This window comes from Xanthomonas chitinilytica, assembly GCF_026107455.2.
GTDB classification, from domain to species: domain Bacteria; phylum Pseudomonadota; class Gammaproteobacteria; order Xanthomonadales; family Xanthomonadaceae; genus Stenotrophomonas; species Stenotrophomonas chitinilytica.
On the sequence record NZ_JAPCHY010000004.1, the window covers coordinates 1 to 19,117 of the forward strand.

General features: G+C 65.1%; 31 protein-coding genes. 30 read left to right on the top strand and 1 reads right to left on the bottom strand.

From position 1 onward, the window contains the following. The 30 genes from OK345_RS05660 to OK345_RS05805 form a co-directional block, all read left to right on the top strand. A partial coding sequence (locus OK345_RS05660) for an EF-Tu C-terminal domain-related protein (protein WP_265126963.1) occupies window positions 1-615 on the top strand: 615 nt, incomplete at its 5' end. 598 nt (window positions 616-1,213) lie between these two features. Further along, window positions 1,214-1,525, top strand: coding sequence for a 30S ribosomal protein S10 (rpsJ, locus tag OK345_RS05665; protein ID WP_005408208.1), 312 nt, complete (start codon window positions 1,214-1,216; stop codon window positions 1,523-1,525). An 11-nt stretch (window positions 1,526-1,536) separates the two neighbouring features. Continuing rightward, on the top strand, window positions 1,537-2,187 hold the full coding sequence (gene rplC, locus OK345_RS05670) for a 50S ribosomal protein L3 (RefSeq protein WP_265126964.1): 651 nt from the start codon (window positions 1,537-1,539) through the stop codon (window positions 2,185-2,187). A 12-nt stretch (window positions 2,188-2,199) separates the two neighbouring features. Continuing rightward, window positions 2,200-2,805: a 50S ribosomal protein L4 gene (rplD, locus tag OK345_RS05675; protein WP_265126965.1), complete on the top strand. Its 606-nt coding sequence runs from the start codon at window positions 2,200-2,202 to the stop codon at window positions 2,803-2,805. Further along, the gene (gene rplW / locus OK345_RS05680) at window positions 2,802-3,101 is read left to right on the top strand and encodes a 50S ribosomal protein L23 (protein WP_265126966.1); all 300 of its coding nucleotides are present in this window, start codon (window positions 2,802-2,804) and stop codon (window positions 3,099-3,101) included. The genes rplD and rplW overlap by 4 nt, the downstream gene beginning before the upstream one ends. Window positions 3,102-3,111: 10 nt before the next feature. After that, window positions 3,112-3,939 (top strand): 50S ribosomal protein L2, encoded by an 828-nt coding sequence (gene rplB, locus OK345_RS05685; protein ID WP_265126967.1) that lies wholly within the window; start codon window positions 3,112-3,114, stop codon window positions 3,937-3,939. Between the two features lie 6 nt (window positions 3,940-3,945). Then, window positions 3,946-4,215, top strand: coding sequence for a 30S ribosomal protein S19 (gene rpsS / locus OK345_RS05690; protein WP_265126968.1), 270 nt, complete (start codon window positions 3,946-3,948; stop codon window positions 4,213-4,215). 12 nt (window positions 4,216-4,227) lie between these two features. Beyond that, a complete protein-coding gene (gene rplV, locus OK345_RS05695; RefSeq protein WP_132866034.1) occupies window positions 4,228-4,563 on the top strand; it encodes a 50S ribosomal protein L22 in 336 nt (111 codons plus the stop codon). A 17-nt stretch (window positions 4,564-4,580) separates the two neighbouring features. Next, complete coding sequence (gene rpsC / locus OK345_RS05700) at window positions 4,581-5,315, top strand: 30S ribosomal protein S3 (RefSeq protein WP_265126969.1); 735 nt, start codon at window positions 4,581-4,583, stop codon at window positions 5,313-5,315. 5 nt (window positions 5,316-5,320) lie between these two features. Next, window positions 5,321-5,734 (top strand): 50S ribosomal protein L16, encoded by a 414-nt coding sequence (gene rplP / locus OK345_RS05705; protein WP_265126970.1) that lies wholly within the window; start codon window positions 5,321-5,323, stop codon window positions 5,732-5,734. Next, window positions 5,734-5,919 (top strand): 50S ribosomal protein L29, encoded by a 186-nt coding sequence (gene rpmC / locus OK345_RS05710; RefSeq protein WP_265126971.1) that lies wholly within the window; start codon window positions 5,734-5,736, stop codon window positions 5,917-5,919. The genes rplP and rpmC overlap by 1 nt, the downstream gene beginning before the upstream one ends. 11 nt (window positions 5,920-5,930) lie before the next feature. Further along, window positions 5,931-6,200, top strand: a complete 270-nt coding sequence (gene rpsQ / locus OK345_RS05715) for a 30S ribosomal protein S17 (protein ID WP_265126972.1) — start codon at window positions 5,931-5,933, stop codon at window positions 6,198-6,200. 13 nt (window positions 6,201-6,213) lie between these two features. After that, on the top strand, window positions 6,214-6,582 hold the full coding sequence (rplN, locus tag OK345_RS05720) for a 50S ribosomal protein L14 (RefSeq protein ID WP_019186153.1): 369 nt from the start codon (window positions 6,214-6,216) through the stop codon (window positions 6,580-6,582). Between the two features lie 15 nt (window positions 6,583-6,597). Beyond that, a complete protein-coding gene (gene rplX, locus OK345_RS05725; protein ID WP_265126973.1) occupies window positions 6,598-6,915 on the top strand; it encodes a 50S ribosomal protein L24 in 318 nt (105 codons plus the stop codon). Between the two features lie 11 nt (window positions 6,916-6,926). Then, window positions 6,927-7,469, top strand: a complete 543-nt coding sequence (gene rplE, locus OK345_RS05730; protein ID WP_265126974.1) for a 50S ribosomal protein L5 — start codon at window positions 6,927-6,929, stop codon at window positions 7,467-7,469. A gap of 18 nt (window positions 7,470-7,487) precedes the next feature. Further along, window positions 7,488-7,793, top strand: coding sequence for a 30S ribosomal protein S14 (gene rpsN, locus OK345_RS05735; RefSeq protein WP_265126975.1), 306 nt, complete (start codon window positions 7,488-7,490; stop codon window positions 7,791-7,793). Between the two features lie 223 nt (window positions 7,794-8,016). Next, complete coding sequence (gene rpsH / locus OK345_RS05740) at window positions 8,017-8,415, top strand: 30S ribosomal protein S8 (protein WP_265126976.1); 399 nt, start codon at window positions 8,017-8,019, stop codon at window positions 8,413-8,415. Between the two features lie 18 nt (window positions 8,416-8,433). Further along, window positions 8,434-8,961, top strand: coding sequence for a 50S ribosomal protein L6 (gene rplF / locus OK345_RS05745; RefSeq protein WP_265126977.1), 528 nt, complete (start codon window positions 8,434-8,436; stop codon window positions 8,959-8,961). Between the two features lie 32 nt (window positions 8,962-8,993). Then, window positions 8,994-9,347: a 50S ribosomal protein L18 gene (rplR, locus tag OK345_RS05750; protein WP_265126978.1), complete on the top strand. Its 354-nt coding sequence runs from the start codon at window positions 8,994-8,996 to the stop codon at window positions 9,345-9,347. A gap of 158 nt (window positions 9,348-9,505) precedes the next feature. Beyond that, window positions 9,506-10,048 carry a 30S ribosomal protein S5 gene (gene rpsE / locus OK345_RS05755; protein ID WP_225764618.1) on the top strand — a complete coding sequence of 181 codons (543 nt, stop codon included), beginning with the start codon at window positions 9,506-9,508 and terminating at the stop codon, window positions 10,046-10,048. Beyond that, window positions 10,041-10,232: a 50S ribosomal protein L30 gene (rpmD, locus tag OK345_RS05760; RefSeq protein WP_265126979.1), complete on the top strand. Its 192-nt coding sequence runs from the start codon at window positions 10,041-10,043 to the stop codon at window positions 10,230-10,232. Before rpsE ends, rpmD begins: the two co-directional genes overlap by 8 nt. A gap of 6 nt (window positions 10,233-10,238) precedes the next feature. Then, window positions 10,239-10,682 (top strand): 50S ribosomal protein L15, encoded by a 444-nt coding sequence (gene rplO / locus OK345_RS05765; RefSeq protein ID WP_265126980.1) that lies wholly within the window; start codon window positions 10,239-10,241, stop codon window positions 10,680-10,682. Window positions 10,683-10,689: 7 nt separating this feature from the next. Continuing rightward, window positions 10,690-12,045, top strand: a complete 1,356-nt coding sequence (gene secY, locus OK345_RS05770) for a preprotein translocase subunit SecY (RefSeq protein ID WP_265126981.1) — start codon at window positions 10,690-10,692, stop codon at window positions 12,043-12,045. Between the two features lie 348 nt (window positions 12,046-12,393). Then, window positions 12,394-12,750 carry a 30S ribosomal protein S13 gene (gene rpsM, locus OK345_RS05775; RefSeq protein WP_265126982.1) on the top strand — a complete coding sequence of 119 codons (357 nt, stop codon included), beginning with the start codon at window positions 12,394-12,396 and terminating at the stop codon, window positions 12,748-12,750. An 11-nt stretch (window positions 12,751-12,761) separates the two neighbouring features. Beyond that, the gene (gene rpsK, locus OK345_RS05780) at window positions 12,762-13,151 is read left to right on the top strand and encodes a 30S ribosomal protein S11 (RefSeq protein WP_042614211.1); all 390 of its coding nucleotides are present in this window, start codon (window positions 12,762-12,764) and stop codon (window positions 13,149-13,151) included. A 14-nt stretch (window positions 13,152-13,165) separates the two neighbouring features. Continuing rightward, a complete protein-coding gene (gene rpsD / locus OK345_RS05785; protein WP_057639432.1) occupies window positions 13,166-13,795 on the top strand; it encodes a 30S ribosomal protein S4 in 630 nt (209 codons plus the stop codon). Between the two features lie 54 nt (window positions 13,796-13,849). Continuing rightward, window positions 13,850-14,848 carry a DNA-directed RNA polymerase subunit alpha gene (locus OK345_RS05790; RefSeq protein ID WP_265126983.1) on the top strand — a complete coding sequence of 333 codons (999 nt, stop codon included), beginning with the start codon at window positions 13,850-13,852 and terminating at the stop codon, window positions 14,846-14,848. A 151-nt stretch (window positions 14,849-14,999) separates the two neighbouring features. Then, entirely contained in the window at window positions 15,000-15,383 is a 384-nt protein-coding gene (rplQ, locus tag OK345_RS05795; protein ID WP_265126984.1) for a 50S ribosomal protein L17, read from the top strand. Between the two features lie 157 nt (window positions 15,384-15,540). Beyond that, entirely contained in the window at window positions 15,541-16,056 is a 516-nt protein-coding gene (locus OK345_RS05800; RefSeq protein WP_265126985.1) for a disulfide bond formation protein B, read from the top strand. Window positions 16,057-16,099: 43 nt separating this feature from the next. Beyond that, window positions 16,100-17,485, top strand: coding sequence for a class II 3-deoxy-7-phosphoheptulonate synthase (locus OK345_RS05805; protein WP_265126986.1), 1,386 nt, complete (start codon window positions 16,100-16,102; stop codon window positions 17,483-17,485). A gap of 15 nt (window positions 17,486-17,500) precedes the next feature. Here the strand turns inward: OK345_RS05805 and OK345_RS05810 are convergent, their stop codons facing one another. Continuing rightward, window positions 17,501-19,111 carry an amidase gene (locus OK345_RS05810; RefSeq protein WP_265127309.1) on the bottom strand — a complete coding sequence of 537 codons (1,611 nt, stop codon included), beginning with the start codon at window positions 19,109-19,111 and terminating at the stop codon, window positions 17,501-17,503. Window positions 19,112-19,117: the final 6 nt, after the last annotated feature.

Here is a 19,117-nt window from a genome sequence, read left to right on the forward strand (position 1 = left end):
AAGCTGGTCGAGGCGCTGGACAGCTGGATCCCGACCCCGGAGCGTGACGTCGACAAGCCGTTCCTGATGCCGGTGGAAGACGTGTTCTCGATCTCGGGCCGCGGCACCGTGGTGACCGGTCGTATCGAGCGCGGCATCATCAAGGTGGGCGACGAAATCGAAATCGTCGGTATCCGCCCGACCCAGAAGACCACCGTGACCGGCGTGGAAATGTTCCGCAAGCTGCTGGACCAGGGCCAGGCAGGCGACAACGCCGGTCTGCTGCTGCGCGGCACCAAGCGTGACGACGTGGAGCGCGGCCAGGTGCTGGCCAAGCCGGGTTCGATCACCCCGCACACCGAGTTCGACGCCGAAGTGTACGTGCTGTCGAAGGACGAGGGCGGCCGTCACACCCCGTTCTTCAAGGGCTACCGTCCGCAGTTCTACTTCCGTACCACCGACATCACCGGCGCGGTGCAGCTGCCGGAAGGTGTGGAGATGGTGATGCCGGGCGACAACGTGAAGATGTCGGTCACGCTGATCAACCCGGTGGCGATGGACGAAGGCCTGCGTTTCGCGATCCGCGAAGGCGGTCGTACCGTCGGTGCCGGCGTGGTCTCCAAGATCATCAAGTAACAGACCGGCCCGGTTGCGCACGGGCACCCGGCTTTGCCGGTTGGTCGTCCCCGTGACGCGCTTTTCAACAGCCGAATGGCTGGTAAGGCGGGGATCCGGCGGCTTCCGCAGGGTCCATCGATGACTGACGCAAAGGGCGGCCCTCGGGCCGCCCTTTGTCGTTCAGGGCATCGGGAAGTGCCGATATGAACTTGACGCGGGCACGTTGTGCGGTTGAAGCCGCTCTCCGGGCGTCCTTCTAGGTCAAAGGGCTTGGCAGGCGGATTTTTTCTCTGTAGAATTCGCGCCCCGGCGTTCCTGGGTAGGACGTCGGATTCACACCGCGAAAAGAGAGGCAGGACGCCGCTCGTGTTCGCCAGACCGGGAAGGTCGCGCCGTTCAGGCAAAGTCGATAGCAATGCTATTGACGAGCACTTTGTACGCGCGCTATACTTTTTCGTCTGGGCAGATCGGGAAACTGGTCTGCCTCAGTTTTTGAGGCCCAGGGACTGGCCTTGGCGCCGCGCAGGATCCGGCGGCGACCCGAATTCAGGAATTCACCGGGGCAGGCATCCCAGAGGCCTTGCCCGTCGCTCTTTTAACGAAGGATACCCCCGTCATGGCGGACCAAAAGATCCGGATTCGGCTGAAGGCGTTCGATCATCGTTTGATCGACCGTTCGGCCAGCGAGATCGTCGAGACGGCAAAGCGGACCGGCGCGCAAGTGCGTGGCCCGATCCCGCTGCCGACCAAGATCGAACGTTATACCGTTCTCGTCTCCCCGCACGTCGACAAGGACGCGCGTGACCAGTACGAGACCCGCACGCACAAGCGCGTGCTCGACATCGTCGACCCCAACGACAAGACCGTGGACGCGCTGATGAAGCTCGAACTGGCTGCCGGCGTCGACGTGCAGATCAAGTTGACCTGAGGGCTGCGACCATGACGAAGAAATATTCGTTGGGCTTCGTGGGCCGCAAGGCCGGCATGAGCCGTGTTTTCACCGAAGATGGCCGTTCCATCCCGGTGACCCTGATTGAAGCCACCCCGAACCGCATCGCGCAGATCAAGACCGTCGAAACCGACGGCTACAGCGCCGTGCAGGTGACCGTCGGCGCCCGTCGTGCCGCGCTGGTCAACAAGCCGGCTGCCGGCCACTTCGCCAAGGCGAAGGTCGAAGCGGGTCGCGGCCTGTGGGAATTCCGCGTCGAGGATTCGCAGCTGGGCGATTACGCCGTCGGCGGCGAGGTCAAGGCGGACATCTTCGAGGTCGGCCAGAAGGTCGACGTCCAGGGCGTCACCAAGGGCAAGGGTTTCCAGGGCACCATCAAGCGCCACAACTTCCGTATGGGCGATGCAACCCACGGTAACTCGCTGTCGCACCGCGCGCCGGGTTCGCTGGGTCAGCGCCAGACCCCGGGTCGCGTTTTCCCGGGCAAGAAGATGTCCGGCCACATGGGTGCCGTGCAGCAGAGCACGCAGAACCTGGAAGTGGTCAAGGTCGACGTCGAGCGTGGTCTGATTGCCATTCGCGGCGCCGTGCCTGGCGCAGCCGGTGGCGACGTGATCGTGCGTCCGGCGAGCAAGGCATAAGGAGAGATGACGATGGAACTCGTTATCACGGGTAGCAACAACAAGGTCTCGGTCTCCGAAGCCGTGTTCGGTCGCGAATTCAGCGAAGATCTGGTCCACCAGGTCGTCGTTGCCTATCGCAACGCCGCGCGCGCCGGCACCAAGGCGCAGAAGACGCGTTCTGAAGTGGCTGGTACCACCAAGAAGTCGAAGAAGCAGAAGGGCGGCGGTGCGCGTCATGGCGCGCTGACGGCTCCGATCTTCGTCGGCGGCGGTGTCACCTTCGCGGCCAAGCCGCGCAGCTTCGAGCAGAAGGTCAACCGCAAGCAGTACCGTGCAGCCATCTGCGCGATCCTGTCCGAGCTGAACCGCCAGGGCCGCATCACGGTCGTCGAGTCTTTCGACGTCGAAGCGACCAGCACCAAGGCGCTGATCGCCAAGCTGGCCGGTCTGGAAGTGGGCAAGCGCCCGCTGATCGTGACCGAAGAGGCTTCCGAGTCGCTGTACCTGTCGGCCCGCAACCTGCCCTACGTGCAGGTGCGTGACGTGCAGGGCATGGATCCGGTCGCTCTGGTCGGTGCCGACACGGTCGTCATCACCGCTGACGCGGTCAAGAAGGTCGAGGAGTGGCTGGCATGAGCAGCAACGAAAAAATCTTCAGCGTGCTGCGCGCTCCGCGAGTCTCCGAGAAGACCGCGCGCCTGCAGGAACTCTCCAACCAGTACGTCTTCGAAGTTTCGAACGAAGCCACCAAGGCCGATGTGAAGGCCGCGGTCGAGCAGCTGTTCGACGTCAAGGTCGAAGCGGTCAACGTGGTCAACGTCAAGGGCAAGAACAAGTCCTTCCGTAACCGCACCGGCCGTCGCGGCGATTGGCGCAAGGCGTACGTGCGTCTGGCCGATGGCCAGTCCATCGACGTAACGGCCAAGGCCTGAGGTACATCCCATGCCATTGATGAAATTCAAGCCCACCTCCGCAGGCCGTCGTTCGGCCGTGCGCGTGGTCACGCCCGATCTGCACAAGGGCGCCCCGCACGCAGCGTTGCTGGAGCCGCAGAGCAAGTCCGGTGGTCGTAACCACCACGGTCGCATCACCACCCGTCACGTGGGTGGTGGTCACAAGCAGCACTACCGCATCATCGACTTCAAGCGCAACAAGGAAGGCATTCCGGCGCGCGTGGAACGCATCGAATACGATCCGAACCGCACCGCCCACATCGCCCTGCTGTGCTACGTCGACGGCGAGCGCCGCTACATCATCGCGCCGAAGGGCCTGAAGGCCGGCGACCAGGTGATCGCAGGTTCGGATGCGCCGATCAAGACCGGCAACACCCTGCCGCTGCGCAACATCCCGGTCGGCACCACGGTCCACGGCATCGAGCTGAAGCCGGGCAAGGGCGCCCAGATCGCCCGCGCCGCCGGTGCCGCCGTGCAGCTGGTCGCCCGCGAAGGCATCTACGCCACCCTGCGCCTGCGCTCGGGTGAAATGCGCAAGGTGCCGGTCGAATGCCGCGCCACCATCGGCGAAGTCGGCAACGACGAGCACAACCTGGAGAAGCTGGGCAAGGCCGGCGCCAAGCGCTGGCGCGGTGTCAAGCCGACCGTCCGCGGTGCGGCCATGAACCCGGTCGACCACCCGCACGGTGGTGGTGAGGCCAAGGCCGGCCAGGGCAACCCGCACCCGGTCACCCCGTGGGGTGTGCCGACCAAGGGTTACAAGACGCGCCATAACAAGCGCACCCAGCAGTTCATCGTCCGCGATCGTAGGGGCTAATCGACCATGGCACGTTCACTCAAGAAAGGCCCGTTCGTCGATCACCACCTCATCAAGAAGGTGGAGGCCGCTGCGGGCAGTAAGAAGCCGATCAAGACCTGGTCGCGCCGTTCGATGATCCTGCCGGAAATGGTGGGCATCACCATCGCCGTGCACAACGGCAAGAACCACGTTCCGGTGCTGGTCAACGAGAACATGGTCGGCCACAAGCTTGGCGAATTCGCCGTCACCCGTACCTTCAAGGGTCACGGTGGCGACAAGAAGTCGGGTAGGTAAGGAGAGATGACGATGGAAGCGAAAGCAATCCTGCGCACCGCGCGCATCTCCCCGCAGAAGGCACGCCTGGTCGCCGACCAGGTGCGCGGCCTGCCGGCCGAACGCGCCGTCAACCTGCTGAAGTTCTCGGACAAGAAGGCTGCCCACCTGATCAAGAAGGTGGTGGAGTCGGCGATCGCCAATGCCGAGAACAACCAGGGTGCCGATGTCGACGAGCTGAAGGTCAAGACCATCATGGTTGATGAAGGTCCGACCCTGAAGCGTTTCATGGCGCGGGCGAAAGGCCGCGGTACCCGCATCCTCAAGCGCACCAGCCACATCACTGTGGTTGTGGGCGCCGGCAAGTAAGCGGAAAGGAAAAGACGATGGGTCATAAAGTTCATCCGATTGGAATCCGCTTGGGTATTGCCAAGGACTGGAACTCCAAGTGGTACGCCAACAAGGCCGAGTTCGCCAGCTACCTGGCGGCCGACCTCAAGGTCCGTGAAATGCTGCGCAAGAAGCTGGCGCAGGCGGGCATCAGCAAGATCCTGATCGAGCGTCCGGCCAAGACCGCGCGTGTGACGATCCACACCGCCCGTCCGGGCGTGGTGATCGGCAAGCGCGGCGAGGACATCGAGAAGCTGCGCAAGGAAGTGAGCGAGATGATGGGCGTTCCCGCCCACATCAACGTCACCGAAGTGCGCAAGCCCGAGCTGGACGCGCAGCTGGTTGCCGAGTCGATCGCGCAGCAGCTGGAACGCCGCATCATGTTCCGCCGCGCGATGAAGCGCTCGGTCGGCAATGCGATGCGCCTGGGTGCCCTGGGCATCAAGGTCAACGTGGCCGGCCGCTTGAACGGCGCGGAAATCGCCCGTTCGGAGTGGTACCGCGAAGGCCGCGTGCCGCTGCACACGCTGCGTGCCGACATCGACTACGGCTTCGCTGAAGCCAAGACGACCTACGGCATCATCGGCATCAAGGTCTGGATCTACAAGGGCGAGATCTTCGATTTCTCCCAGGTTGGCCAGGAGAAGCAGGACGACTCCCCGCGCGGCGATCGCAACGATCGTGGCGACCGTGGTGACCGTCCGTCGCGCCCGGCTCGTGAAGCGAGGTAACGGCAATGTTGCAACCCAAGCGAACCAAATACCGCAAGATGCACAAGGGCCGCAACGACGGCCTGAGCTGGAGCGCTAATGCCGTCAGCTTCGGCGAGTACGGCCTGAAGGCGACGGCGCACGGTCAGCTGACCGCGCGCCAGATCGAGGCGGCCCGCCGCTCGATCAGCCGCTACGTCAAGCGCGGCGGCAAGATGTGGATCCGTGTGTTCCCCGACAAGCCGATCACCAAGAAGCCCATCGAAGTCCGAATGGGTTCGGGTAAGGGCAACGTGGAATACTGGGTGGCCCAGATCCAGCCCGGCCGCATGATCTATGAAATCGAGGGCGTCGCCGAAGACGTGGCCCGCGAGGCGTTCCGCCTGGCTGCCGCCAAGTTGTCGGTGACCACCACTTTCGTGACCCGGACGGTGCGCTGATGGACATCAAACAACTCCGCGAAAAGTCGGCTGACGAACTCAAGGCCCACCTGATCGACCTGCGTAAGGAGCAGTTCTCGCTCCGTATGCAGCAGGTCACCGGGCAGCTGCCGAAGACCCACGAAACCCGCCGGGTGCGCCGCGAGATTGCTCGCGTCAAGCATCTGATCGGCAGCACGAAGTAAGGATGGCCGCGATGAGCGACAACAACGAAAACAAGACGCTGCGCACGGTCGAAGGCCGTGTCGTCAGCAACAAGATGGACAAGACGGTCACCGTGTTGGTGGAGCGCCAGGTCAAGCACGCCCTGTACGGCAAGTACATCAAGCGCTCGACCAAGCTGCACGCTCACGACGCCGACAATGCCTGCAACGAAGGCGACGTCGTGCGTGTGACCGAGATTGCGCCGCTGTCCAAGACCAAGAACTGGCGGGTGGTGGAAATCGTCACCCGCGCGGCCGAATAAGGAGATCTGAATCATGATCCAGATGCAGAGCTACCTCGATGCCGCCGACAATTCCGGTGCCAAGGAACTGATGTGCATCAAGGTGCTGGGTGGTTCCAAGCGCCGTTACGCGCACATCGGCGACATCATCAAGGTCACCGTGAAGGACGCGATTCCGCGCGGCAAGGTCAAGAAGGGTGAAGTGTACGACGCCGTCGTGGTGCGTACCCGCAAGGGTGTGCGTCGCGCCGACGGTTCGCTGATCCGCTTCGACGGCAACGCCGCGGTCCTGCTCAACAACAAGCAAGAGCCGATCGGCACGCGCATCTTCGGGCCGGTTACCCGCGAGCTGCGCTCCGAGAAGTTCATGAAGATCGTCTCGCTCGCTCCCGAAGTGCTGTGAGCGGAGGACTTAGACATGGCTAACCGTATCAAGAAGGGCGACCAGGTTGTCGTCAACACCGGCAAGGACAAGGGCAAGCAGGGCGAAGTCGTCCGCGTTGACGGCGACCGCGTGGTCGTCTCCAACGTGAACATCGTCAAGCGGCACACCAAGCCGAATCCGCAGGCGGGCATCGCCGGCGGCGTGGTCGAGCGCGAAGCGTCGATCCATATCTCCAACGTGAACGTCGTCAACCCGGCCACGGGCAAGGGCGAACGCGTTGGCTTCAAGGTGCTGGAGGATGGGCGCAAACTGCGTGTGTTCCGCTCCAGCGGTGAGGCGCTCGACGCCTGAGGAATGAGCTGATGACTTCCCGTCTCGAAAAAATCTACAAGGAAGAAGTGGTGCCGGCGCTGATGAAGCAGTTCGGCTACACCAATCCGATGGAAGTGCCGAAGCTGGTCAAGATCACCCTGAACATGGGTGTGGGCGAAGCCGCGACCAACAAAAAGATCCTGGAAAACGCCGTCGCCGACATGGCCAAGGTCTCCGGCCAGAAGCCGGTGGTCACCAAGTCGCGCATCTCGGTGGCGTCGTTCAAGATCCGCGATGGTTGGCCGATCGGCTGCAAGACCACGCTGCGCCGGGTGAAGATGTACGAGTTCCTGGACCGCCTGATCAACATCTCGCTGCCGCGCGTGCGCGACTTCCGTGGTGTTTCCGGTCGTTCCTTCGACGGTCGCGGCAACTTCAACATGGGTGTGAAGGAACAGATCATCTTCCCGGAAATCGACTTCGACGCCGTCGACGCGATCCGCGGCATGGATATCGCCATCACCACCACCGCCAAGACCGATGCGGAAGCCAAGGCGCTGCTGGCAGCGTTCAAGTTCCCGTTCCGTAACTGATTCGTCGAGGAAACCGAAATGGCAAAGACCTCCATGGTCAACCGCGACATCAAGCGGGCAAAGCTGGCCAAGAAGTACGCCGAAAAGCGCGCTGCTCTGAAGAAGATCGTGTCCTCGGTGGACGCGAGCTACGAAGAGAAGATCGATGCGGCTACCAAGCTGGCCAAGCTGCCGCGCGATTCGTCGCCGAGCCGCCAGCGCACCCGTTGCGAACTGTCGGGCCGCCCGCGTGGCGTGTACCGCAAGTTCGGCCTGGGCCGCAACAAGCTGCGCGAAGCCACCATGCGCGGCGACGTGCCGGGCCTGCGCAAGGCCAGCTGGTAAGAGCGAACCGGGTCCGCCCAGCGGGGCGGTCCGGGGATGCCGGGGCAGGGTACCGCCGGGGCATCTTTTCAGGGAGTCCGACGCAAGTCGGACTCTTTGTCGTATAATCCCGCTCCTTGCCTGCCGGTTTGCGGTGGGCAACGCGTCAAGGGCCCTGGCCCACCCCAGGAAAACACGAGATTTTCGCGAAAGCGGATATCGGTGCACTCAAAGGTAATCGACTATGAGCATGACTGATCCCATCGCCGACCTGCTGGTCCGCATCAAGAATGCGGCCGCGGTTGGCAAGCAGACGGTGAAGGCGCCGTCCTCCAAGATCAAGGTGGCAATCGCAGAGGTGTTGAAGGCCGAGGGCTACATCACCGACCTGCGCGTCAACCAGATCGAGAACAACAAGGCCGAACTCGAAATCGTCCTGAAGTACTTCGAAGGCAAGCCGGTCATCGCTACCCTGAAGCGCTACTCGCGCTCGGGCCTGCGCCAGTACCGCGGCAAGAGCGAGCTGCCGAAGGTCCTCAACGGCCTGGGCATCGCCATCATTTCCACCTCCAAGGGCATCATGACTGATGCGCAGGCGCGCCAGCTGGGCGTCGGCGGCGAAGTCCTGTGCTTCGTGGCCTAAGGCGAGAAGGAGTCCACTATGTCCCGCGTAGCCAAGAAGCCGGTCAACCTGCCCAAGGGCGTTGAACTGAACATCCAGCCGGAGCTGGTGAGCGTCAAGGGCCCGAAGGGCACCCTGTCGCTGGCCAAGTCCGCCGGCGTTGAAATCACCGTCGAGAACGGCGTCGCCACCCTGGCCGCCAACGATCCGTCGCAGATCGCCCTGACCGGTACCGTGCGCGCCATCCTGGCCAACATGGTCCATGGCGTTTCCGAAGGCTTCGAGAAGAAGCTGGAGCTGGTCGGCGTCGGTTACCGCGCCGCGATGCAGGGCAAGGACCTGAGCCTGTCGCTCGGCTTCTCGCACCCGATCGTGTTCGTCGCGCCGGAAGGCATCACCCTGTCGACCCCGACCCAGACCGAGGTGGTGGTGCAGGGCACCGACAAGCAGCGCGTCGGCGAAGTCGCGGCCAAGATCCGCGGTTTCCGTCCGCCGGAGCCCTACAAGGGCAAGGGTGTGAAGTACGCCGGTGAAGTCATCATTCGTAAGGAAGCCAAGAAGGCCTAATTCGGGTCCTCAGCTTTCCAAGGAAAAAGATCATGAACAAGAACATCGCTCGTCTGCGTCGCGCCAAGTCGACCCGTGCACACATCCGCGAGCTGGGCGTGCCGCGTCTGACGGTGCTGCGTACCGGCCAGCACCTGTACGCGCAGGTCTTCACCGCCGACGGCTCCAAGGTGCTGGCTGCCGCCAACACCCTGCAGGCCGACGTGAAGGAAGGCCTGAAGAACGGCAAGAACAGCGACGCCGCCGTCAAGGTCGGCAAGCTGGTCGCCGAGCGCGCCAAGGCTGCGGGCATCGAGAAGGTCGCGTTCGACCGCTCGGGCTACCGCTACCACGGTCGCATCAAGGCCCTGGCCGATGCGGCCCGCGAAGGCGGCCTGCAGTTCTGAGGTATCGGGGAACGGGGTGATGCCCCGTTCCCGCCTACCTGCCGGCGCGGGTTGCGCCGGGCGCCACCGTTCTTCTGCAGCGGCTGGCGATCCAATGCGGCATTCCACAACCATAAGCGGCCTCGAGCCGTACATATTTCAACAATCAAGGAATCGAAATGGCAGAAGAACGTGCACCGCGGGGTCGTGATCGCGACCGCAACCGCGAAGAGAAAGTCGACGACGGCATGATCGAGAAGCTGGTCGCGGTCAACCGCGTCAGCAAGACCGTCAAGGGCGGTCGTCAGTTCACCTTCACCGCGCTGACCGTGGTCGGCGACGGCGAGGGCAAGGTCGGATTCGGCTACGGCAAGGCGCGCGAAGTGCCGGTCGCCATCCAGAAGTCGATGGAGCAGGCCCGCAAGAACCTGGTCAACGTCGACCTGAACAACGGCACCCTGTGGCATGCAGTGAAGGACGGCCACGGTGCCGCCCGCGTGTTCATGCAGCCGGCTTCCGAAGGTACCGGCGTCATCGCCGGCGGTGCCATGCGCGCCGTGCTGGAAGCCGTTGGCGTGAAGAACGTGCTGGCCAAGGCCGTCGGTTCGCGCAATCCGATCAACCTGGTGCGCGCCACCCTGAAGGGTCTGGCCGGCATGCAGTCGCCGGCCCGCATCGCGGCCAAGCGCGGCAAGAAGGTGGAGGAACTCAACCATGGCTAATGAGTCCAACAAGACCGTGAAGGTGCGCCTGGTGCGCGGCCTGCGTGGAACCCAGCAGCGCCACCGCCTGTCGGTGCGTGCCCTGGGCCTGAACAAGCTCAACGATGTGCGTGAACTGAAGGACAGCCCGCAGGTTCGCGGTCTGATCAACAAGGTTCACTACCTCGTCCAGGTTGAGGAGTAATCGACCATGACTCTGCGTCTCAATGAACTGAGCCCGGCCCCGGGCGCCCGCACCGAGCGCACCCGCGTCGGCCGCGGCATCGGCTCCGGCCTCGGCAAGACCGCCGGCCGCGGTCACAAGGGTTCGTTCGCCCGCAAGGGTGGCGGCAAGATCAAGGCTGGCTTCGAAGGCGGCCAGACCCCGATGCAGCGCCGTCTGCCGAAGATCGGCTTCCGTTCGCCGATCGCCAAGGACACCGCCGAAGTGCTGTCCTACCAGCTGGACAAGCTGCCGGCCGGCGAGATCGATTTCGCCGCACTGCGTGCCGCGAAGCTGGTCCCGTCGACGGCCAAGAAGGCCAAGATCGTCAAGAAGGGCGAGCTGACCAAGGCGTTCACCCTGAAGGGTGTTGCGGCTACCGCCGGCGCCAAGGCTGCGATCGAAGCTGCCGGCGGCAGCGTACAGGAGTAACTGGAACATGGCGCAAGCTGGCATCGGTAACCTCGCGGGCGGAATGGGCAAGTTCACTGAACTTCGCCAGCGTCTTCTGTTCGTACTCGGGGCATTGCTCGTCTATCGCATCGGCTGCTACGTGCCGGTGCCTGGCGTGAATCCCGATGCCATGCTTTCGTTGATGCAGGCGCAGGGCGGCGGCATCGTGGACATGTTCAACATGTTCTCGGGCGGCGCCCTGCACCGTTTCAGCATCTTCGCGTTGAACGTGATGCCGTACATTTCGGCATCGATCGTGATGCAGCTGGCGGTCCACATCTTCCCGACGCTGAAGGCGTTGCAGAAGGAAGGTGAATCGGGTCGCCGCAAGATCACGCAATATTCCCGCATCGGCGCCGTGTTGCTGGCGGTGGTGCAGGGCGGCAGCATCGCCCTGGCGCTGCAGAACCAGCTGTCGCCGGGCGGCGCGCCGGTCGTCTATGCGCCGGGCATGGGCTTCGTGCTGACCGCGGTGGTCGCGCTGACCGCCGGCACCATCTTCCTGATGTGGGTCGGCGAGCAGGTGACCGAGCGCGGCATCGGCAACGGCGTGTCGCTGATCATCTTCGCCGGCATCGTCGCCGGCCTGCCGTCGGCGGTGATCCAGACCGTCGAGGCCTATCGCGACGGCAACATGAGCTTCATCTCGCTGCTGATGATCGTGCTGCTGGTGCTGGCCTTCACTTACTTCGTGGTGTTCGTCGAGCGCGGCCAGCGCCGGATCACCGTGAACTACGCGCGCCGCCAGGGCGGTCGCAACGCGTACATGAACCAGACCTCGTTCCTGCCGCTGAAGCTGAACATGGCCGGCGTGATCCCGGCGATCTTTGCCTCCAGCATCCTGGCGTTCCCGGCGACCCTGGCGATGTGGTCGGGCCAGGCCAGCCAGGCCACCTGGCTGCAGCGCGTGGCCAACGCGCTGGGTCCGGGCGAGCCGCTGCACATGATCGTGTTCGCCGGCCTGATCAGCGGTTTTGCGTTCTTCTACACCGCACTGGTGTTCAACTCGCAGGAAACGGCCGACAACCTGAAGAAGTCGGGCGCGCTGATCCCGGGCATCCGTCCGGGCAAGGCCACCGCCGACTACGTCGACGGCGTGCTGACCCGCCTGACCGCGGCCGGCTCGGTGTACCTGGTGATCGTGTGCCTGTTGCCGGAGATCATGCGCACCCAGCTCAACGCCTCGTTCTACTTCGGCGGCACCTCGCTGCTGATCGTGGTGGTGGTGGTGATGGACTTCATTGCGCAGATCCAGGCCCACCTGATGTCGCACCAGTACGAGAGCCTGTTGAAGAAGGCCAACCTGAAGGGCGGTTCGCGCGGCGGTTTTGCCCGCAACTGATTCCCCGGTTATAATTTCCGCTTCCCGACGCGAAGGCCCTCCGGTTCCCGGACGCGGCCTTCCGAATAGAAGGGCGGCCCCTGCAGCGGTCTCGGGTGGGGGTGAGATGTGGTGGTTCCGCGCGGGAGTAGCGCGGGCGGAGGCGGGGAGGTTTCCCGCCGCCAACGACATCCGGCGCCGGAGCATGGGCACACTCCCCATGCCGGGTCCATGGAACCTTCCGGTTCCACGGGCTTCCATGTAAACCGAGACCTTGTTAGAATCGCTAGTTCACTTTTTTGATCCATCCTGCCGGATTGGCGTGCCCGTGGCGCGCAGTCGGCCATCACTCAGCTGGAGAACCGCGTCATGGCGCGTATTGCAGGCGTCAACCTGCCAGCCCAGAAGCATGTCTGGGTCGGGTTGCAAAGCATTTACGGCATCGGCCGTACCCGCTCGAAGAAAGTCTGCGATGCCGCAGGCGTGACTTCGACCACCAAGATCCGCGACCTGTCGGAGCCGGAAATCGAGCGCCTGCGCGCCGAGATCGGCAAGTACATCGTCGAGGGCGACCTGCGCCGCGAAATCGGCATCGCCATCAAGCGTCTGATGGACCTGGGTTGCTACCGTGGCCTGCGTCACCGTCGCGGTCTGCCGCTGCGTGGCCAGCGTACCCGTACCAACGCCCGCACCCGCAAGGGTCCGCGCAAGGCGATCAGGAAGTAAGGGACTGACAAATGGCTAAGCCCGCTGCTAAGACCAAGAAGAAGATCAAGCGCGTCATCACCGATGGCGTCGCCCACGTCCACGCTTCTTTCAACAACACCATCGTGACCATCACCGACCGTCAGGGCAATGCACTGTCCTGGGCGACCTCCGGTGGCGCCGGCTTCCGCGGCTCGCGCAAGTCGACCCCGTTCGCCGCACAGGTCGCCGCCGAAAAGGCCGGCCGCGCTGCGCTGGATTACGGCGTGAAGTCGCTGGAAGTCCGCATCAAGGGCCCGGGTCCGGGTCGTGAGTCGGCCGTGCGCTCGCTGAACAACGTGGGCTACAAGATCACCAACATCATCGACGTGACGCCAATCCCGCACAACGGGTGCCGTCCGCCGAAGAAGCGTCGCGTCTAAAGGAGCGATAAGAAATGGCTCGTTATATCGGTCCTACCTGTAAGCTCGCCCGCCGCGAAGGCGCCGATCTTTCCCTCAAGAGCCCGGCCCGTGCGCTGGACTCCAAGTGCAAGCTGGAGCAGAAGCCCGGCCAGCACGGCGCCACCGCCCGCAAGGGCAAGCTGTCCGACTACGCCACCCAGCTGCGCGAAAAGCAGAAGGTCAAGCGTATCTACGGCCTGCTGGAGCGTCAGTTCCGCAACTACTACAAGAAGGCCTCGACCAAGAAGGGCAACACCGGCGAGAACCTGCTGCAGCTGCTGGAAACCCGCCTGGACAACGTCGTCTACCGCATGGGCTTTGCCGTCACCCGCCCGGCCGCGCGCCAGCTGGTTTCGCACCGTGGCGTCACGGTCAACGGCAAGTCGGTGAACCTGGCTTCGTACCAGGTCAAGGCGGGCGACGCGATCGCCCTGTCCGAAAAGGCGCAGAAGCAGCTGCGCGTGCAGGAAGCCCTGACCGTGGCCGAACAGCACGACCTCAGCCCGTCGTGGGTGGAAGTCGATTCGAAGAAGTTCAGCGGCATCTTCAAGGCCGTGCCGGATCGCGCCGACCTGCCTGCGGATATCAACGAAGCGCTGATCGTCGAGTTGTATTCGAAGTAATTCACAATGGAGAACCTCCGGGTCGCACCGGAGGTTCGCAGGAGAACCCGCAACATGACGGTTACCGCCAACCAGGTTCTGCGTCCTCGCGGTCCGCAGATCGAACGCCTTACCGAGACCCGCGCCAAGGTCGTCATCGAGCCCTTGGAGCGTGGTTACGGGCATACGCTGGGCAACGCCCTGCGTCGCGTGCTGCTGTCGTCCATCCCGGGCTTCGCCATCACCGAAGTCGAGATCGACGGCGTGCTGCATGAGTACACCACGGTCGAAGGGCTGCAGGAGGACGTGCTGGAAGTCCTGCTCAACCTGAAGGACGTGGCGATCCGTATGCACACCGGCGACAGCGCCACCCTGTCCCTGTCCAAGCAGGGCCCGGGCATCGTGACCGCCGCCGACATCAAGGTCGACCACAACGTCGAGGTCCTCAACGGCGATCACGTGATCTGCCACCTGACCAAGGACGTCGCGCTGAACATGCGCCTGAAGGTCGAGCGCGGTTTCGGCTACCAGCCGGCCGCCGCCCGCCGTCGTCCGGACGAAGAAACCCGTGCCATCGGCCGCCTGGTCCTGGACGCCTCGTTCTCGCCGGTGCGCCGCGTCGCCTATTCGGTGGAAGCGGCCCGCGTCGAGCAGCGTACCGACCTGGACAAGCTGGTGCTGGACATCGAGACCAACGGCACGATCGACGCCGAGGAAGCCGTGCGCACCGCCGCCGACATCCTCAGCGACCAGCTGTCGGTGTTCGGTGACTTCACCCACCGCGACCGCGGTGCGGCCAAGCCGGCCAACAACGGCGTCGACCCGGTGCTGCTGCGCCCGATCGACGACCTGGAGCTGACCGTGCGTTCGGCCAACTGCCTCAAGGCCGAGAGCATCTACTACATCGGCGACCTGATCCAGAAGACCGAAGTGGAGCTGCTCAAGACCCCGAACCTGGGCAAGAAGTCGCTCACCGAGATCAAGGAAGTGCTCGCCCAGCGCGGCCTTTCCTTGGGCATGAAGCTGGAGAACTGGCCGCCGGCCGGCGTCGCCCAGCACGGCATGCTCGGCTGACAGCACCCGCAGCATCGCGCCGACGGGCCTGAAGGCCCGCGGCGCACATCCGGTCTGGACGACTGGTCAGGGCCATCCGCAGTCCATGTTTCAACGCCAGGAAGGCGACAGCGATTCCCAGTAGTTTCAACATTCCACAGGAACCAACACCATGCGCCACCAGAAATCCGGTCGCAAGTTCAACCGCACCAGCGCCCACCGCGAAGCGATGTTCAAGAACATGGCCGCCTCGCTGTTCAAGCACGAACTGATCAAGACCACCCTGCCGAAGGCCAAGGAACTGCGCCGCGTCGCCGAGCCGCTGATCACCCTGGCCAAGACCGATGGCGTCGCCAACCGCCGCCTGGCCTTCGCGCGCCTGCGCGACAAGGAAGCCGTGGGCAAGCTGTTCGTCGAGCTGGGCCCGCGTTACCAGGCCCGCCCGGGCGGTTACCTGCGCATCCTCAAGTGCGGCTTCCGCGCCGGCGACAACGCGCCGATGGCGTACGTCGAGCTGGTCGACCGTCCGGTCGTGGCCGAGGAAGTGGCCGAGTAATCGGACCGTTCGCGCCAGATGTCTTGCGGAGAACCCGGCCTCGAGCCGGGTTTTTCGTTTCCGGCGACGCAGTGATCCGATAAACGCGGCAACCGCGGGGTTCGGACGGCGATGCCGGCCTGCTACCCTTGTCGCTCGATATCGACGAGCGTTTGCGATGAATCCATTGCGATGGAATTTCCGCGCCCAGTTCCTGCTGGGTTTCCTGGTCTGTGCCGGGCTGCTGGGGTATGCCATCTACCTGCAGTTGCAGCTGGGGCTGGAGCCCTGTCCGCTGTGCATCTTCCAGCGGCTGGCCTTTGCCGCGCTGGGGCTGCTGTTCCTGATCGGCGCGTTGCATGGCCCGGGCGACGGTGCCGGACGCAAGACCTACGGCGTGCTGGCCTTCATCGCGGCCGCCGTCGGCATCGGCATCGCCGGCCGCCACGTCTGGGTGCAGGTGATGCCGAAGGACGCGATGTCCAGCTGTGGTCCCCCGCTGAGCTTCCTCAGCGAGACGATGGGGCCGCTGGAGGTGTTCCGCACGGTCCTCACCGGTACCGGCGACTGCGGCAACATCGACTGGCAGTTCCTGGGCCTGAGCATGCCGATGTGGAGCCTGGTGTGGTTCGTGCTGCTCGGCGGCTGGGCGCTGTACGCGGGCTGGCGCGCGCGCGCCAAGCGCCTGCTCTGATCCCCGCAAGCTTCTCCTGTTTCCCCCCACTGGAACCTTTCCCATGAACTCCCCGGACCGCAGCCCGCAGCCTGTCAACCTGCCCGAGCACTGGGCGCCGGACAGCTGGCGCAGCAAGCCCGGTCTGCAGATGCCGACCTATCCGGACCCGGTGGCGCTGGATGCGGCGCTGGCCGAACTGCAACGCCTGCCGCCGCTGGTGACGTCCTGGGAGATCTTCGCGCTGAAGCGGCAACTGGCCGAGGCCCAGGAGGGCAAGCGTTTCCTGCTGCAGGGCGGCGATTGCGCCGAGAATTTCAGCGACTGCGAATCGAGCACGGTTTCCAACCGGCTCAAGGTGTTGCTGCAGATGAGCCTGGTGCTGGTGCACGGCCTGCGCACGCCGGTGATCCGGGTGGGGCGCTTTGCCGGGCAGTACGCCAAGCCGCGTTCGGCCGATACCGAGACCCGCGACGGCGTGGCACTGCCGAGCTACCGCGGCGACGTGATCAACGCGCCGGAGTTCACCGCGCAGGCGCGGATGCCGGACCCGCAGCGGATGATCACCGCGCACTCGCGTTCGGCGATGACGATGAACTTCGTGCGTGCCCTGATCGATGGCGGTTTCGCCGACCTGCATCACCCCGAATACTGGAACCTGAGCTGGGTGGGCTGCTCGCCGCTGGCCGAGGACTACCAGCGCATGGTGGCCTCGATCGACGATGCGGTGCGCTTCATGGAGACGCTGTCCGGCTCGCCGGTGCACAACCTCAACCGCATCGACTTCTACACTTCGCACGAAGCGCTGCTGCTGCCCTACGAGCAGGCGCTGACGCGGCAGGTGCCGCGGCAGTGGGGCTGGTTCAACCTGAGCACGCACTACCCGTGGATCGGCATGCGCACCGCGGCACTGGACGGCGCCCACGTCGAGTACCTGCGCGGCGTGCGCAACCCGATCGCGATCAAGGTCGGGCCATCGGTGCAGCCGGACCAGCTGCTGCGGCTGATCGACGTACTCAATCCCGACGACGAGCCGGGGCGCCTGAGCTTCATCCACCGCATGGGCGCGGCGCAGATCGCCGAGAAGCTGCCGCCGCTGCTCAACGCGGTCAAGCGGGATGGCCGCCGCGTGCTGTGGGTGTGCGATGCGATGCACGGCAACACCGAGAGCACCAGCAACGGCTACAAGACCCGGCGTTTCGACAACATCCGCAGCGAAGTGGAGCTGTCGTTCGACCTGCATGCCGCCGCCGGCACCCGCCTGGGCGGGGTGCACCTGGAACTGACCGGCGAGGACGTGACCGAATGCACCGGCGGTGCGCGCGAACTGACCGAGCGCGATCTGGAGCGGGCCTACCGTTCCAGCGTCGACCCGCGCCTGAACTACGAGCAGTCGCTGGAGATCGCGATGGCGATCGTGCGCAAGCAGGGCAAGCTTCCGGTTTCCTGACGGCAGGCGCCGGGATCAGCGCGAGCGGGGCGGCGATGGCTGACCGCCGTGGAAGGCGGGTGGCCGGCGCGCGCGGGTGAGCTGTTCGTAGGCGTAGCCCAGTTCGATCAGCCGCGGTTCGCTCCAGGCGGTGCCCATGAACAGCAGGCCCAGCGGCAGGCCGTCGGCGTGGCCCATGGGCACGCTCAGGCTGGGGTAGCCGGCCACGGCGGCGGCACCGTAGCTGCCACCGGGGAAATCATCGCCCTGGCCGGGCGTGGTGGGCCAGGCGACGCCGGTGGTGGGGGCGATCAGGGCATCGAGTCGTTGCAGCCGCAGCGCGGCGTCGATGCCCTCGGTGCCGGCCAGGCGGCGGGCACGGGTCCGTGCGGAAATATAGGCGCGCTCGCCCAGGCCACCCTTGGCCTCGGCCTCTTCCAGCAGCTCCTGGCCGAAGAACGGCATCTCCCGTTCGGCGTGCTCGTGGTTGAACGCGATCAGCTGCGCCAGCGTCCGTATCGGCGCCCCGTGGACGTCCAGGTAGCGCTCCAGCCCGGCCTTGAATTCGTAGAGCAGCAGCTCGCGTTCGGGTTCGTTCCAGCCGCCGTCGCCGGGAATCTCCGCCGGCACCACGGTGGCGCCGGCCTCGCGCAGCACCTCCACCGCGTTGTCCATCGCCGCGGCGATGTCGGGCCGCTCGCTCAGCCGGTTGCGCAGCAGGCCGATGCGGGCGCCGCGCAGGCCATCGCCGCGCAGGCGCGCGGTGTAGTCGTAGACCGCCCGCCCGGGCATGGTGGCGGTGGCCGGGTCGGCGGTGTCGCGCCCGGCCATGGCGGTCAGCAGCGTGGCGGCGTCGGCCACGTTGCGGGTCATCGGCCCGGCGGTGTCCTGGCTGAACGAGATCGGCACGATGCCGCTGCGGCTGACCAGGCCTACCGTCGGTTTGAGCCCGACGATGCCGTTGACCGCGGCCGGACAGACGATGCTGCCATCGGTTTCGGTGCCGACGGCAGCCGTGGCGAGGTTGGCCGCCACCGCCACCGCGCTGCCGCTGCTGGAGCCGCAGGGGTTGCGGGTGAGGGCGTAGGGGTTGCGGGTCTGCCCGCCGCGCGCGCTCCAGCCGGAGGTGGAATGCGGCGAACGGAAATTGGCCCATTCGCTGAGGTTGCTCTTGCCCAGGATCAGCGCGCCGGCCGCACGCAGGCGCGCGACCAGGAAGGCGTCGTCGGGGCGGAAGCCTTCCAGCGCCAGCGAGCCGGCAGTGGTGCTCATGGGGCGGGCGCCGATGTTGTCCTTGATCAGCAGCGGGATGCCGTGCAGCGGCCCGCGCAGGCGGCCGGCGCGGCGTTCGGCATCCAGCCGCGCGGCGTCCTTCAGCGCATCGGGATTGAGCTCGATCACGGCGCGCAGGGTGGGGCCGGCGCGGTCGATGGCGGCGATGCGGTCCAGGTAGGCGCGGGTCAGGGTGACGCTGTCCAGCTCGCCGCTGGCCATGCGCGCCTGCAGGCCGGCGATGTCCGCTTCGGCATAGGGGAACGGGGGGATGTCGTCCGCAGGCGGCAGGGGGGTGGCGATCGGAGTCGATCGCGGCGGCGGTGGCGTTTCGGCCTGGCAGGCGCACAAGGCGACGACAACGACCGACAGCATCGCAAG

What these genes read in the sequence shown, in the direction of transcription:
- rpsJ (WP_005408208.1), top strand. Translation starts at nt 1,214, where the DNA reads ATGGCGGACCAAAAGATCCGGATTCGGCTGAAGGCGTTCGATCATCGT.
- rplC (WP_265126964.1), top strand. Translation starts at nt 1,537, where the DNA reads ATGACGAAGAAATATTCGTTGGGCTTCGTGGGCCGCAAGGCCGGCATG.
- rplD (WP_265126965.1), top strand. Translation starts at nt 2,200, where the DNA reads ATGGAACTCGTTATCACGGGTAGCAACAACAAGGTCTCGGTCTCCGAA.
- rplW (WP_265126966.1), top strand. Translation starts at nt 2,802, where the DNA reads ATGAGCAGCAACGAAAAAATCTTCAGCGTGCTGCGCGCTCCGCGAGTC.
- rplB (WP_265126967.1), top strand. Translation starts at nt 3,112, where the DNA reads ATGCCATTGATGAAATTCAAGCCCACCTCCGCAGGCCGTCGTTCGGCC.
- rpsS (WP_265126968.1), top strand. Translation starts at nt 3,946, where the DNA reads ATGGCACGTTCACTCAAGAAAGGCCCGTTCGTCGATCACCACCTCATC.
- rplV (WP_132866034.1), top strand. Translation starts at nt 4,228, where the DNA reads ATGGAAGCGAAAGCAATCCTGCGCACCGCGCGCATCTCCCCGCAGAAG.
- rpsC (WP_265126969.1), top strand. Translation starts at nt 4,581, where the DNA reads ATGGGTCATAAAGTTCATCCGATTGGAATCCGCTTGGGTATTGCCAAG.
- rplP (WP_265126970.1), top strand. Translation starts at nt 5,321, where the DNA reads ATGTTGCAACCCAAGCGAACCAAATACCGCAAGATGCACAAGGGCCGC.
- rpmC (WP_265126971.1), top strand. Translation starts at nt 5,734, where the DNA reads ATGGACATCAAACAACTCCGCGAAAAGTCGGCTGACGAACTCAAGGCC.
- rpsQ (WP_265126972.1), top strand. Translation starts at nt 5,931, where the DNA reads ATGAGCGACAACAACGAAAACAAGACGCTGCGCACGGTCGAAGGCCGT.
- rplN (WP_019186153.1), top strand. Translation starts at nt 6,214, where the DNA reads ATGATCCAGATGCAGAGCTACCTCGATGCCGCCGACAATTCCGGTGCC.
- rplX (WP_265126973.1), top strand. Translation starts at nt 6,598, where the DNA reads ATGGCTAACCGTATCAAGAAGGGCGACCAGGTTGTCGTCAACACCGGC.
- rplE (WP_265126974.1), top strand. Translation starts at nt 6,927, where the DNA reads ATGACTTCCCGTCTCGAAAAAATCTACAAGGAAGAAGTGGTGCCGGCG.
- rpsN (WP_265126975.1), top strand. Translation starts at nt 7,488, where the DNA reads ATGGCAAAGACCTCCATGGTCAACCGCGACATCAAGCGGGCAAAGCTG.
- rpsH (WP_265126976.1), top strand. Translation starts at nt 8,017, where the DNA reads ATGAGCATGACTGATCCCATCGCCGACCTGCTGGTCCGCATCAAGAAT.
- rplF (WP_265126977.1), top strand. Translation starts at nt 8,434, where the DNA reads ATGTCCCGCGTAGCCAAGAAGCCGGTCAACCTGCCCAAGGGCGTTGAA.
- rplR (WP_265126978.1), top strand. Translation starts at nt 8,994, where the DNA reads ATGAACAAGAACATCGCTCGTCTGCGTCGCGCCAAGTCGACCCGTGCA.
- rpsE (WP_225764618.1), top strand. Translation starts at nt 9,506, where the DNA reads ATGGCAGAAGAACGTGCACCGCGGGGTCGTGATCGCGACCGCAACCGC.
- rpmD (WP_265126979.1), top strand. Translation starts at nt 10,041, where the DNA reads ATGGCTAATGAGTCCAACAAGACCGTGAAGGTGCGCCTGGTGCGCGGC.
- rplO (WP_265126980.1), top strand. Translation starts at nt 10,239, where the DNA reads ATGACTCTGCGTCTCAATGAACTGAGCCCGGCCCCGGGCGCCCGCACC.
- secY (WP_265126981.1), top strand. Translation starts at nt 10,690, where the DNA reads ATGGCGCAAGCTGGCATCGGTAACCTCGCGGGCGGAATGGGCAAGTTC.
- rpsM (WP_265126982.1), top strand. Translation starts at nt 12,394, where the DNA reads ATGGCGCGTATTGCAGGCGTCAACCTGCCAGCCCAGAAGCATGTCTGG.
- rpsK (WP_042614211.1), top strand. Translation starts at nt 12,762, where the DNA reads ATGGCTAAGCCCGCTGCTAAGACCAAGAAGAAGATCAAGCGCGTCATC.
- rpsD (WP_057639432.1), top strand. Translation starts at nt 13,166, where the DNA reads ATGGCTCGTTATATCGGTCCTACCTGTAAGCTCGCCCGCCGCGAAGGC.
- OK345_RS05790 (WP_265126983.1), top strand. Translation starts at nt 13,850, where the DNA reads ATGACGGTTACCGCCAACCAGGTTCTGCGTCCTCGCGGTCCGCAGATC.
- rplQ (WP_265126984.1), top strand. Translation starts at nt 15,000, where the DNA reads ATGCGCCACCAGAAATCCGGTCGCAAGTTCAACCGCACCAGCGCCCAC.
- OK345_RS05800 (WP_265126985.1), top strand. Translation starts at nt 15,541, where the DNA reads ATGAATCCATTGCGATGGAATTTCCGCGCCCAGTTCCTGCTGGGTTTC.
- OK345_RS05805 (WP_265126986.1), top strand. Translation starts at nt 16,100, where the DNA reads ATGAACTCCCCGGACCGCAGCCCGCAGCCTGTCAACCTGCCCGAGCAC.
- OK345_RS05810 (WP_265127309.1), bottom strand. Translation starts at nt 19,111, where the DNA reads ATGCTGTCGGTCGTTGTCGTCGCCTTGTGCGCCTGCCAGGCCGAAACG.